Annotated in this window: 13 protein-coding genes; 6 read left to right on the top strand and 7 right to left on the bottom strand. The window is 41.9% G+C overall.

What is annotated here, in order from left to right; translation table 11 throughout:
• The first annotated feature begins 156 nt into the window (after window positions 1-156).
• Window positions 157-1236 carry a DUF3900 domain-containing protein gene (locus C6Y02_RS12400; protein WP_106031362.1) on the top strand — a complete coding sequence of 360 codons (1080 nt, stop codon included), beginning with the start codon at window positions 157-159 and terminating at the stop codon, window positions 1234-1236.
• Between the two features lie 64 nt (window positions 1237-1300).
• On the opposite strand, the gene C6Y02_RS12405 is transcribed toward C6Y02_RS12400, so the two are convergent.
• Window positions 1301-2503, bottom strand: a complete 1203-nt coding sequence (locus tag C6Y02_RS12405; protein ID WP_106031363.1) for an MFS transporter — start codon at window positions 2501-2503, stop codon at window positions 1301-1303.
• 103 nt (window positions 2504-2606) lie between these two features.
• Here C6Y02_RS12405 and C6Y02_RS12410 point away from each other — a divergent pair, with 103 nt between their 5' ends.
• Window positions 2607-3515, top strand: a complete 909-nt coding sequence (locus C6Y02_RS12410) for a LysR family transcriptional regulator (RefSeq protein ID WP_034664581.1) — start codon at window positions 2607-2609, stop codon at window positions 3513-3515.
• 34 nt (window positions 3516-3549) lie between these two features.
• Here C6Y02_RS12410 and C6Y02_RS12415 read toward each other — a convergent pair whose 3' ends face one another.
• Complete coding sequence (locus C6Y02_RS12415; protein ID WP_060595726.1) at window positions 3550-4029, bottom strand: aminoacyl-tRNA deacylase; 480 nt, start codon at window positions 4027-4029, stop codon at window positions 3550-3552.
• A gap of 145 nt (window positions 4030-4174) precedes the next feature.
• Here C6Y02_RS12415 and C6Y02_RS12420 point away from each other — a divergent pair, with 145 nt between their 5' ends.
• Window positions 4175-5374, top strand: coding sequence for an MFS transporter (locus C6Y02_RS12420; protein WP_060595725.1), 1200 nt, complete (start codon window positions 4175-4177; stop codon window positions 5372-5374).
• 17 nt (window positions 5375-5391) lie between these two features.
• Here C6Y02_RS12420 and C6Y02_RS12425 read toward each other — a convergent pair whose 3' ends face one another.
• Complete coding sequence (locus tag C6Y02_RS12425) at window positions 5392-6123, bottom strand: MurR/RpiR family transcriptional regulator (protein WP_060595724.1); 732 nt, start codon at window positions 6121-6123, stop codon at window positions 5392-5394.
• A 199-nt stretch (window positions 6124-6322) separates the two neighbouring features.
• Here C6Y02_RS12425 and C6Y02_RS12430 point away from each other — a divergent pair, with 199 nt between their 5' ends.
• Entirely contained in the window at window positions 6323-7651 is a 1329-nt protein-coding gene (locus tag C6Y02_RS12430) for a 6-phospho-beta-glucosidase (RefSeq protein WP_034664592.1), read from the top strand.
• Between the two features lie 33 nt (window positions 7652-7684).
• Here the strand turns inward: C6Y02_RS12430 and C6Y02_RS12435 are convergent, their stop codons facing one another.
• The gene (locus tag C6Y02_RS12435; protein WP_106031364.1) at window positions 7685-8332 is read right to left on the bottom strand and encodes a DUF3885 domain-containing protein; all 648 of its coding nucleotides are present in this window, start codon (window positions 8330-8332) and stop codon (window positions 7685-7687) included.
• A 113-nt stretch (window positions 8333-8445) separates the two neighbouring features.
• On the opposite strand from C6Y02_RS12435, the gene C6Y02_RS12440 reads away from it, so the two are divergent.
• Window positions 8446-8652, top strand: coding sequence for a hypothetical protein (locus tag C6Y02_RS12440; RefSeq protein ID WP_066031192.1), 207 nt, complete (start codon window positions 8446-8448; stop codon window positions 8650-8652).
• A gap of 10 nt (window positions 8653-8662) precedes the next feature.
• Here C6Y02_RS12440 and C6Y02_RS12445 read toward each other — a convergent pair whose 3' ends face one another.
• A complete protein-coding gene (locus tag C6Y02_RS12445) occupies window positions 8663-9574 on the bottom strand; it encodes an NAD(P)/FAD-dependent oxidoreductase (RefSeq protein WP_106031365.1) in 912 nt (303 codons plus the stop codon).
• A gap of 65 nt (window positions 9575-9639) precedes the next feature.
• Window positions 9640-10077, bottom strand: coding sequence for an Rrf2 family transcriptional regulator (locus tag C6Y02_RS12450; protein ID WP_106031366.1), 438 nt, complete (start codon window positions 10075-10077; stop codon window positions 9640-9642).
• A 180-nt stretch (window positions 10078-10257) separates the two neighbouring features.
• Here C6Y02_RS12450 and C6Y02_RS12455 point away from each other — a divergent pair, with 180 nt between their 5' ends.
• A complete protein-coding gene (locus tag C6Y02_RS12455) occupies window positions 10258-10632 on the top strand; it encodes a hypothetical protein (RefSeq protein WP_106031367.1) in 375 nt (124 codons plus the stop codon).
• A 149-nt stretch (window positions 10633-10781) separates the two neighbouring features.
• On the opposite strand, the gene C6Y02_RS12460 is transcribed toward C6Y02_RS12455, so the two are convergent.
• Window positions 10782-12110 carry a 6-phospho-alpha-glucosidase gene (locus tag C6Y02_RS12460; RefSeq protein ID WP_106031368.1) on the bottom strand — a complete coding sequence of 443 codons (1329 nt, stop codon included), beginning with the start codon at window positions 12108-12110 and terminating at the stop codon, window positions 10782-10784.
• Window positions 12111-12123 lie beyond the last annotated feature (13 nt).

Consider the following 12123-nt stretch of genomic DNA (forward strand, 5'->3'; position numbering starts at 1 on the left):
CTTTTATCATTCTATCAAGAATGATAATTATTATCAAGTGTTTTTCACTAAACATTTCTCGGGAAATAATGACACGATATTTCTCCATTCGTTGACGATTTTCACTCCTTTTTCTATACTCAACATATCCGAAGAAGAAAAAGTGGTGACCAATCAATGGATTTTACGATACGTTTTCTATCATTCTTTGTCGTAGAAATCGAAGGCAAAGATGAACAAGCAAATAAACGGTTCAAGCATTATCAAACATTAGATCAAGAGGAATTTGAACAAAGTGAGCTGAAGGACTTTTTAGATGGTGAGCTAAAAAAAATCGTCAAACGAAAAGTGGACAGACACCCTAAATCAGAACAAGTACCGACCAAAATTGGCCGATTCATTGTCGAACCCGGTCATGAACTCGATTCAAATCCAAACTACAATTTATTTCATCAGACGAGATTTGCCGATACAAAAGAAGTATTTAATGAATGCAGCGAACAGTTTGTTCGCACGTATTTAGATACAAGTGCTGTCAGAGGCGGCGTTTTTTTAGTTGCGTCTGCCGTCCCTAAAAAGTACTTCGATGACTCCTTTGTCTTTATTATGAAATGCGATTTTGAACAGAAAGTGGCTTCTATCGCTGATACATCTACCTTGATCAAAAAAGTCGAAATGGCCATTACAACAAAAAACATGAAATCGATTCAATACCCGTTTATGCCAGAAGAGGGCATGACAGAGGAAGCCGAAGTGAAAATTCACCAATCCTCACATGCGCGTTATTTTGAGGACTTTCTGAAATTCGTCGAATACGGGGAATCTATGCCTGAAATCATGAAATCACAGGTCATGAATATGGTGCAGGAACAAGTATTTGAAACATTACAGGATGAAAGTGAAGAATTAAAGCAGTTCGAAGAGGATCTTGAAATATGGGAAGCGAGTGAAAAACGAGAAATTAGAGAAACACTCGATACAGAACAGGTCACACTAGCAGCTTCTCACATTGTGGAACAAACCCCTGATATCACAATGAAAATGCGTCTAGGTGAAACTGAAATCAAAGGACTTCTCGCGGACTTTGGCCACTCGATCCATATTGCGAAGGTCAACAATCGATATGTCTTGCTCGTTGAAGCAGACCAAATCGTCTTCGAAAAAGGAAGCACACCTGTTGAATTCCATAAACCAAATGGATTAAAAGAGGTGGTCAGCCACCTGACGCAAAAAGCCTACGATTCAGACATAGAATAAGAGAATATGACTGCCTCCTGCGATCAGCTGCATGAGGCAGTTTTTTTATATAACGCTTCATTTTTTACACTGCACCAGAAGAAACATGCAGCTGCCCGTCTCTTGCCCACATGCTGACAAGCATTAAGCTTATGATGAGCATCAGCCAAAAGACACTGTTTGTTCCGAAAAACTGAATCAACGTATATCCGCACAAAGGCCCTAAAGCAGCACCCATATCTTGAACAAAAGAATAGCTTGCGAGAAAGCGGTTCTTATCTGTTTGAGCAGAGGCTTTTTGAAAGGCAAGTGTATCGGTGAACGTTGTTACAATCGTTGCCAGCAGCTGAATCAAAAGCAGCATCAATAGGAACCAGCCGCTTACCTTCAGCATGACCCCAAGAAAACTGAGCCCTCCAAATGAAAGAAACATCCAGCTTAGCATTCGTTCCTTCATCACAAGCCGATCAAACCATTTGCCTGTTCTCGGTGCGACAAATGGTTCCCACCCCCACCTGATTGCTTGAATGACACCGCTTAAAGCCGAAGCTCCGATGACAAAGCCAAATAGAGCAAATTCATCCTGATCGATCTTTGCTTCAATGACATGACTCAGCGTGGATGCGAATAAACCTTGTATAATAAGTGCGACCAGCATGCCTGTTATCAGTACTTTTACAACATCTCGTGCAAACCACTTCTGTTTGATGCCATGATACATCTGCGTGCCTTCTCTCTTTTCAATTTCATCCAAAGATACATAAAAAACGCACCCTATCAATGTGAGTAAACCAAAGACAAGCGTCATGGACTGGAAGCCGAACAAGCTGGCGAAAATCCCGCCAAATAACATACCAAATAAACTGCCAAGCCGGTAAAGCCCATTATAAAGACCCGTCAAATGTCCTTGTGAGCCTTCGTCCATTTCAGCCAAAACCCTCATCCCGCTCATACGGAGTAACGTCCAAGCAAGCCCCCATGCGCAGCGGCAGATCAGCAGCAGCCAAAAACCACTCATCCCATATAATGCCGTGGTCACTGACGCGATCAAAATCGCCATTAATACACCGGTCTTCATTGGGATATAGCGATAGAGCCACCAAACGACAGGCGCTAGCGGAATGCGAATGAATCGGTTGATGGACAGCAGTAACCCGACCTCCCAAATAGATGATAAACCAATCTCTTTCCAATAGACTGGAAGAACAATATAGAGCATTGAATCCCCAATAAGTGCAAATGCTGTGATGAGCGATATTGACACAACTTGCTTTTGACGATGATCCATTTTCCCTTCCCCCTTCGCTATCTTTACGATAAGGGATGCTTTATAATAAATCTAATGAATGTTTTTGATTAAACCATTAAAATAATTGATAGGTGGTGCAAAGTTGAATTTACATGCCCTTCGGATTTTTGCAAAGGTCGCAGAGACTAAAAGCGTCACACAAACAGCAGACGCACTATCTTTGACACAGCCAGCTGTGACGGCTCAGCTTAGAAGCATTGAACGAGAGATCGGTTTTCGCCTTTTTAAACGAAACGGCCGAGGAATTGCGCTCACAGAAATGGGAAAGATGCTGTATCCTTATGCCCGGCAAGTGTTCGAGGCTGAAAAGGAAGTAGAATATCAGATCACACTATTACAAAACGGGAAAAAGGGACGCCTCCGCATCGCTTCTACCTACGTACCACTCAACTTTTTACTGCCTGATTGGCTCGCTGCTTTTAAATCGTCTTCACCACAGACAGAAATTGAATTAAAAAGCGGAAACTCCGCTCAAGTGATAGACAGCCTGCTTCAATATGAATCAGATGTGGCCATCGCTGTAATTGAAGATTTGGATCATGAGGAGATCGTTACCTCCCATTTGACGAATTTAAGCTATGATTTTATTGTGCCAGCAGACCATCCGTTAAACGGAAAAACCGTCCCGCTAGAGCGCCTGAGCCTGGAGCCTTTTTTAATGCGTGAAGAAGGCAGCTCCACAAGAGATAAGCTCTTTTCCCTTTTCACCTCGAAAGGAATTAAAAAACCGACTGTTGATTTACAATTCAGCGGTGTTCATGAAGCGATTCAAATGATCAAAGCTGGCTATGGGATCACACTTGTTCCCCGTGATGCGGTTCAAGGCAGTCTCAAGCGGAAAGAGATTGGGCGCGTATATATCGAAGGCATAGAAATCGTCAGACCCGTTGTTATCTGCAAACGGGCGAATGATCTTGAAGAAAATAGAACAGTGGATGCCTTTCTGCAAATGAAAGATATCGGTCCATTTAAGGCGCCTGCTGCAAATTAAAAAAGTGCCTGCATAAGAAACAGGCACTTTTTTTCTATTCGGCTGGTTGAACAATGTCATACGGTACAGCCTTTGAGGCTTTCACTAATTGTTCTGGTGTGATGAGGATTTCATTTCCCCATTCGCCTGCTCCAACGCCTAATACCTCTTCCTCTAATAACGAAGCTTCGATGATGGTGCGGAAGCCTTCTGGCTGCCAGCAAAATGGCGGTATCGAGCCAATTCGGTAGCCCGTCACTTCCAGAACCTTCTCTGGTGATGCCATTTTAATATTACGAGAGCCGGCCGCTTTCTTTAGTTTCCCTGACTTAATATGCTGGTCTGCGCCAACCATCACAAGCAGCTGCTCCCCTTCCCCTGTTTCAAAAATCAATGTTTTGATCATTTGTCTTTCACGAAAACCAAGGGCTGCTGCTACATTTGCTGCTCCCTTCTCTGTTTCGGAAGAAAATGCTTTGATCTCATATGGGATGCTGTGCTGATTCAAGAATTCATGTGCCGGTAGTACTTTCATTGATTTGAACCCCTTTCCTTGCGATGTCTTTCATTTAGCTTATCACAATCCTCTCATCCTTAAGATGTATTTTTCAATGAAAAGCCTCTAGGTCCTTCATCACCATGCTATACTGAACTTGTTTTTGAAAAGGAGCCGGTTGGATATGGGAAACAAGTTTTGGTATTATACAGGCAGTAAAAGCCTTCTCATGCTAAGTGATATTCTATTTGTGATGACGATCACGTTTGTGATCTATCAAGATACACAATCTGTTGCGTATGCGGCTTTATTTCCGCTAATAAGAACATTATGCCAGCTATTAGCTGGGCTCATCTCTCCTGTTTTGGCAGATCACTTTCAAGCGGGCCGGCTGTTGAAATGGGTCCCGCTTTTACGTCTTGTGATGCTCATCGTGTTTACATCCCAATTTCATTTCTTTCAGCAGCATATGGTCTGGCTGTTTGGTGCGCTTATTCTCATTTCCATCACAGGTGGAGTCATTAGTCCTTTATTACAGGCCATCATGCCGATGCTTGTGCCAGCAAATCAGCTTGTGAAAGCGAACAGTACAGCCTCCATTTTTCATCAAACGGTGCAAATCGCCGGTTATTCGTTTACTGGAATGCTCGTCCTGTTGATTGGTCCTTTTTATTTAATGTGGATTACTTGTTTCATGATTGTGTTGTCTTATTTGTTTTTCATCCCTGTTTTTCCTCTTCTCAAGCAAGAAGACACGGTTCGAAAAGCAAATAAGATGAACAGTTTCAAGGATGGCTGGGCGATTATTTGGACAAATAAAACGATTCGCACTCTGACCTTTATGGATGTTTGTGAAAATATGGCGGGCGCTATGTGGATCGGGGCGATTACCCTTGCCTTTGTCACCCATGATTTAAACGAAAGTGAGGAATGGTGGGGTTTTATCAACGCCGCTTATTATACAGGCGCCATTCTAGGCGGGCTCTTGGCTGCGTGGATAAGCCGGTTGATTCAAAAGCAGCTTCTTCTCTTTATGGCAGCTGGTTCATTCATTTATGCAGTGCTGACTATTGTCTTTTCACTGAATAGCCTGCCGTGGCTTGCTTTGCTGCTTTGCATTTTGATGGGGCCTGCTTATCAAATTCGAGATGTTTCGCAGCAAACCATTCTTCAAACGGAAACGCCCGTCCGAGATTTATCAAAGGTGTACTCGGCTCATTACGTCCTTTCTTCTGTATCTGTCGGTTTATCTATTTTCTTTGTTGGATTGATTGCAGATGCATTCGGAGCGAGGACTGTGTATTTGCTAGGCGGTTTGTTTGTGCTCATCTGTTCGGGGATTGCCATCCTCGCTTTTATGAGACAGAAAAAAAAGAGCGGCTGATTCATGCAGCGGCTCTTTTACTTTTTCTTTAACATCGCGAACATGTCACGAGCCATCGCTTCTAAAATATACACAACTGGCGTCTGTGTCGTAATATTGGCTCTGTGAACCCGTTCGTCTGTCACGTAATAAGCAATATTTAAATCGGAAATGCGCGAAATCGTACAGTGCTGATTGTTTGTAATACTAATGATTTTGCTTCCTTCTCTTTTTAACTTCGAAATATGATCAATCGTAATACGGTTCTCCCCTGATACAGACAGCACAATGGTGACACTATTGTCTAAATACTGCATATTCATCGGGAAAAACGGATCATTGATGTAAAATGAAAATTTCTCAAGACTCGAAAAATACCTCGCCCCATACTGTGCCAAAATACCAGAGCTGCCAGTTCCGATAAACAGCACATTTTTTGCATCGGCAATGAGCCTTGCTGCCTCCTTAATTTTCCCTTCAAAGTCCCCTTTCAGTGTGCGTTCAATAAATTCATATAGAAAGTGCTGTGTGCTTTTTAAAGTAGGAGTTTGCTCTGATTCTAAATACATTTTGAGTTTCACTTTAAACTCTGAAAAGCCTTCACAATTCACTTTTCGGCAAAAGCGAAGGACAGACGAGGTGGAAATATGGGCAGCATCTGCTAAATCCCGAATTCTCATATACACGACCTTTTCACTGTTTTCCATGATGTATCGGTATAAAGCGCTTTCTAGTTCATTAAAGCTGGAAATGACCTCACTTGAAAACATCTGACTTCCCCTTTCTCCAACAGCATGTCACAATGTGTTTCTTTTATGTAACAAATCTCTAAATGAGACACCCTTGCCTAAAGACGCTGAAGTCATTTACGCACTAGATGCTCTCACGATAAGCTATAGATGTACAGACAAAAGAATTGGCTTTTCTCTATTATAACATTGCGCGTTACATTATTCGGAGGTGCAGCACATGGCAAAAGGATTAAAGGTTGTCACAATTGGCGGAGGATCAAGCTATACACCAGAGCTTGTAGAAGGATTTATTAAACGATACGATGAATTTCCGATTAGCGAGCTTTGGCTTGTCGATATTGAAGCGGGAAAAGAGAAGCTTGAAATCGTCGGAAATCTTGCAAAACGCATGGTAAAAAAGGCAGGACTTCCAATCGAGGTTCATTTAACATTAGATCGCCGGAAAGCGCTTGCGGGCGCTGATTTCGTTACAACACAATTCCGTGTCGGACTTCTTGAAGCACGTATGAAGGATGAACGCATTCCTTTAAAATATGATGTCATTGGTCAAGAAACGAATGGTCCAGGAGGTCTATTCAAAGGACTTCGCACCATTCCAGTCATTCTTGATATTGTCAAAGATATTGAAGAACTGTGCCCAGACGCATGGCTTGTGAATTTCACCAACCCAGCTGGTATGGTCACAGAAGCCGTTCTTCGCTATTCAAACCATCGCAAAGTCGTTGGCTTATGCAACGTGCCAATCGGTATTCGCATGGGAATCGCCAAAGGACTTGATGTAGACGCAAGCAGAGTCGAAGTCAGCTTTGCTGGATTAAACCATATGGTCTTTGGACTCAATGTATTCTTAGATGGCAAAAGCATCATGGATCAAGTCATCGAAGACATGGCAGATCCAAACTCCAGCATGTCGATGAACAACATTCAAGCCATTCCGTGGAATGCAGATTTCTTAAAAGGGCTTGGCGTCATTCCATGTCCATATCACCGCTACTACTACAAAACAAGTGATATGCTGGCTGAAGAAAAGAAAGCAGCAGAGAATGAAGGAACTCGTGCAGAAGTCGTTCGTGCACTAGAAAATGACCTGTTCGAGCTTTACAAAGATCCTGATCTTGATATCAAACCGCCACAGCTTGAAAAACGAGGCGGTGCTTACTACAGTGATGCGGCTTGTAACTTGATTGCATCCATTTATAACGACAAGCACGACATTCAGCCGGTGAACACCATCAACAATGGTGCCATCAGTGACATTCCAAATGATTCTGCCGTTGAACTGAACTGTGTCATCACAAAAGACGGTCCTAAACCAATCGCTGTTGGCGAGATGCCTGTCGCAGTCAAAGGACTTATTTCTCAAATTAAATCTTTTGAACGTGTTGCCGCTGAAGCAGCCGTGACAGGCGATTACAACACAGCCCTTGTCGCAATGACGATCAACCCGCTAGTCCCATCTGATGCGATTGCAAAAAGCATCCTAGATGAGATGCTAGAAGCACACAAAGAATATTTACCACAATTCTTCAATAAAGTAGAAGCATAAAACAGAACCGCACTTGTCAAAAGTGCGGTTTTCTTATTTCACTGCAAACAGCCTGTCCATCTGAGCACGATCATAGTCTAATAGCCAGTGCTGTAAGCCCTCATAGACTGGCCGAAGACGCTCAGAATCTGACGCTATGAGATCACAGCCTCGATCATCATATAAGTGGAAAATCATCTGTTTCGAGAGATTGATGAGATAAATTTCATAACCAAGCTTCCCGTTCATAATTTGATTCGGTGCATAGAAATCCTCCTGGCATATGGCTTGTAGAAGTGGGCGTAATCGGATATCTTGCAGCTGACAAGTTAAGGTAAATCTCTCCAATGTCAGTGGCTCATCTAGTTCTGGTCTAACATAGGTCAAAAGCTCGTGACGTAATCGATTGCGTACTTGCTGGCGGACATATTTCTGATAAACTAGGAGCTTTTGCTTCGTTAATTCATGTTCATGCTGCGTATAGACATCCGTGACAAACAGAATATCGTCTTCTGGATCAAAAGCATATCTGACAATTTTCAAAGCACGATCCCCTGCTTTTTCTAATACAACTGATTCTTCTCCTAATGACCAATCTGCCACTTCAAAGCGAAGCCCAAAAGGCCATTGATAAAAAAGGGACGGTGTGAGGACAAGATCAGGAAAATGACTTTTAAAAAAACTATTGGTTTGATCGCTCATCTCATGTCCTTCCATTGGTTTTATTTATTATTTTACCGTTGAAACTGATGGAAATACAATTGGAAATAAACTGTCATTTCTTATATGATGGAAAGAGATGGAGGTGTGACCAATTGAAAAAATCAAAATGGTTTCTACAAGTGTTCCTCACAGCATTGATCACCATGTGGGTACAGACTGGACTTGATCAGGCGAACATCATTCATATCACCAATGTATGGGTCGATGCCAGCAGCTGGATCCTTATCTTCTTTGTCATCTACGCACTTTTTGAATGGGCAGCTCACGTCTTAGCAAAACGGAAAACCGCTCATCGCTGAACATCTCTTTTCATAGAGATGTTTTTTGTTGAAATTCCTCTTGCACAAGTTCATGGATGACGCCCATTCCTGCCTGGCTTCCAGCAGCTGCTGCAAGTACAAGCTGAGCAGGGCCGCCTAAATTGTCACCGCATGCAAAGACACCGCTGACGGTTGTACGTCCAAGAATATCTGTTTCAATGCCCGCATTTTTCGTCATTTGACAGCCTAATTTTTCAGCAAATGGAGCTGACTGCTTGAATTCACTTGCGACAAATCCGCCTTCTCTTTTCACCGTTTCCCCATTCGAAAGGTGAAGAGAGTGCATTTGTCCATTCTCATGATGAATTGACATAATCGGCACATCAATGACTTGAATAGAATGTGCTGATAGCAGTGCCTTATCCTCTTCAGCAAACACTTGCTGCCCATTCGTAAACACGATCAAATCCTTTGTCCAATTGGAAAGAAGTTTAGCCATATGCAAGGCGCGTGGATTCTCAGCAATTAGGGCAAGCGGCTTGTCCTTTAGCTCCCAGCCATCGCAGAAAGGACAGCTAAACAACGTCTTTCTATACACGTCATGAATTCCCTTAATCTCTGGCAGTATATCCTGAAGTCCTGTTGCCAATATGATTTTCTTCGCTTCGAATCTTTCTCCCTCTTGTGTCAGTAACGTATTGTCCTCATTGTTTTGTATCTCAACAATTCTGCTTCGCTTTATTTGGATATGAGGATAGTTTTGAATATCTGCCTCTCCCGCTTGTCTGATCTCAAACGGTGTCATTCCATCGTTTGTAATAAATCCATGTGATTCCTGGGTCACTCGATTTCTTGGCATCTCGTCATCGAATACAATGACCTGTTTTCTGCCCCGCCCCACAACAAGTGCTGCACTTAATCCAGCTGGTCCGCCTCCAATAATGGCACAATCTAATAGCATATAAATCTCTCCTTTTTATTCAAGACTTTAAAGACTCTTAATATCTATAATTCATTCAAAAAAAATCACATTTTGAAAAATGGATTTTTTTCTGTCTGCTCAATTTGGCTAGCGATATCAACTAACCGCTTTTGACTTAGCGTTTCCTGCATTTTCATTTCAACATCCTGCATGGCTTGTTCAATCAAACAACCATCATGAGGCATGAAAGAATCATGTTCTAAAGAACAACGAAATAAATTGGTTTGACCTTCTACCGCTTGAATGACGTCTAAAAATGAAATGTCCTCTTTCTTTTTCAGAATGGTGTAACCACCTTTTGCGCCAGGTGTTGATTCAATCAATCCTGCCTTCACAAGCTTTGTTAAAATTTTGGATAAATAAGTGGATGAAAGGTCTTGCATTTTAGCAAGAGGCTCAACGCCAATTGCTTTCCCCTTCGGCGCAAGAGTTAAAAACACCATCGTATGAAGTGCATAGTTGGTCGCTTTAGAATATTTCATAGGAACATTCCTTTCTATCTATTATAGACCTTTTATATCTGTAATTGATCATAAAAGATTCAAGAAGAAAAAGCAAGTGTTGTGGATCTGCTTCTTTTTTCATTCCACATTTCGCATTTCCTTCCGATAATAGAAGTAAGCACGAATAAAGCTTGATGAATATTAGAAGGAGTGAAGAAAATGTCAGATCAACAGCACAATGCAGCACACGAAGAAGAAGAAGAGGAATTCAATGTATACGACATGCTTCCGCCCGCAGGAACAATCATTGGTGAAGCAACAGAAGAAGAGATGGAAGCTGCGGCAGCATTAGAAGTGAGACATGTCGCGTTCATGCGCCTTCAAGACATGTTCATTCAATTTGATGGCTCGTCTTACAAAGACTTATTAAAAGACTTCCAAGAATTCGAATATGATTCTACAAAATTCTGGAGAGGTATTGCTAAACGACTTCAAATTCCATACGAATGGCCAATCCGACTCGACCACGCAAACGGTCCAATTTATATTGGTGAAACAGAGGATAGCCGTGAGATTGAGGAGAGTGCAGAGTAAGGAATTGGTGACCCCCCTTTTTGGTGAGGGGGTCTTTTAGTACCCAGTGAAAACCGCTTTGTCGCCATCACAAAAAAAGCGGAATACATCGGTTGAAAAAACAAATAAGCAATATGAGCGATGTAACGCCCATATTGCTTATCCTCGTGTTATGTTAACTCTGGCCAAAATGCTTTATTTGCCACAATTAAGTCGTCTAAAATATCTTTTGCTACTTTAGCACTCGGCACCGTTTTCGATAATGTGATGGCCTGCCATAGTTTTTGATAGGAACCTTCTTCAACTGCTTCTACTACTAATTTTTCTACGCCAACTTGCTGCTCCATGAGACTTTTTTGAAATCTAGGAATTTCTCCAACCACTAATTTTTCTGGACCGCTGCTGCCAACGATACAAGGAATTTCGACCATGGCTGTTGGGTCAAAGTTCATGATGGCGCCATTGTTCTCTACAATCATCAGCATCCGTTCTTTTTTATTAAAAGCAATGGCTCTTGCTAAATCAACGATATAGGAAGCGTGTTCATCGATGGTTAGTTTTGTTTCCTTCGCACTCCCTTTATCAATGATGGCCTGACATTCACTAAAAACAAAAGCTTCCCGCCCCTCCATCACTTCATTGGCACGCGTGAAGTCTATATTTGAATGTGCCACTTCTTCATCTGGAAATAGATAGTATTTCAAATACGTATTCGGTACCGTTTTTGGATCAAGTGCTTGAATATCTTTAGCCTTTTTTAACGTACTGTTCCAGCTCTTCTGCTGTTCTAGTTCAGATGTTCCATCTGTTGCATAACCATGCTGTCTTACATGCTGAATCACCTCAGGCATTAAGCTATTTCCTGCTTTATCTCTAATATCTGTCCACCAGCCAAAATGATTCAAACCATAGTAATCTACTTCTAGTTCTTTACGTGAAGTTAAGCCTAAATTCTTTGCAATCAATTCTTCGATTCCAATTGGCATATCGCATATATTTAAAATCTTGGCATTCGGTCTTAGCTTACGTGTTGCCTCTGCTACTATCGCTGCAGGGTTAGAATAGTTTAACATCCAAGCTTCAGGTGAGTATTTTTCCATATAATCGACAAGTTCTAATACACCTGGAATGGACCGCATTCCATAAGCTATTCCGCCTGGACCGCATGTTTCCTGTCCGACGACTCCATGCTTCAATGGAATTTTCTCATCTAATTCACGCATTGCATATTTGCCGACACGGATATGTGCCATCACAAAATCGACTTGAGTAAAGGCTTCTTCTGGGTCCGTGCTTGCCAGTAATCGCACTTCTGGTGCTCGTTCTTTTAACATAATCTCACATGCATCTGCAATCGTTTTTTGTCTAGCTTCATCATTATCATAGAGTTTAATTGTATGAATTGGGAACTCCTCTAGATAGTCTAACAGCATCAAAATGATCCCTGGTGTAAATGTACTTCCGCCTCCAGCAATGGTAATATTAAATGTTTTTTTCATGATATCCAGCTCC

Source organism: Bacillus sp. NMCC4, from assembly GCF_002998555.1.
Taxonomy (GTDB): Bacteria; Bacillota; Bacilli; order Bacillales; family Bacillaceae; genus Bacillus.

Coding starts and splice junctions, on each gene's coding strand:
- C6Y02_RS12400 (WP_106031362.1), top strand. CDS start 157: ATGGATTTTACGATACGTTTTCTATCATTCTTTGTCGTAGAAATCGAA.
- C6Y02_RS12405 (WP_106031363.1), bottom strand. CDS start 2,503: ATGGATCATCGTCAAAAGCAAGTTGTGTCAATATCGCTCATCACAGCA.
- C6Y02_RS12415 (WP_060595726.1), bottom strand. CDS start 4,029: ATGAAAGTACTACCGGCACATGAATTCTTGAATCAGCACAGCATCCCA.
- C6Y02_RS12420 (WP_060595725.1), top strand. CDS start 4,175: ATGGGAAACAAGTTTTGGTATTATACAGGCAGTAAAAGCCTTCTCATG.
- C6Y02_RS12425 (WP_060595724.1), bottom strand. CDS start 6,123: ATGTTTTCAAGTGAGGTCATTTCCAGCTTTAATGAACTAGAAAGCGCT.
- C6Y02_RS12430 (WP_034664592.1), top strand. CDS start 6,323: ATGGCAAAAGGATTAAAGGTTGTCACAATTGGCGGAGGATCAAGCTAT.
- C6Y02_RS12435 (WP_106031364.1), bottom strand. CDS start 8,332: ATGAGCGATCAAACCAATAGTTTTTTTAAAAGTCATTTTCCTGATCTT.
- C6Y02_RS12445 (WP_106031365.1), bottom strand. CDS start 9,574: ATGCTATTAGATTGTGCCATTATTGGAGGCGGACCAGCTGGATTAAGT.
- C6Y02_RS12450 (WP_106031366.1), bottom strand. CDS start 10,077: ATGAAATATTCTAAAGCGACCAACTATGCACTTCATACGATGGTGTTT.
- C6Y02_RS12455 (WP_106031367.1), top strand. CDS start 10,258: ATGTCAGATCAACAGCACAATGCAGCACACGAAGAAGAAGAAGAGGAA.
- C6Y02_RS12460 (WP_106031368.1), bottom strand. CDS start 12,110: ATGAAAAAAACATTTAATATTACCATTGCTGGAGGCGGAAGTACATTT.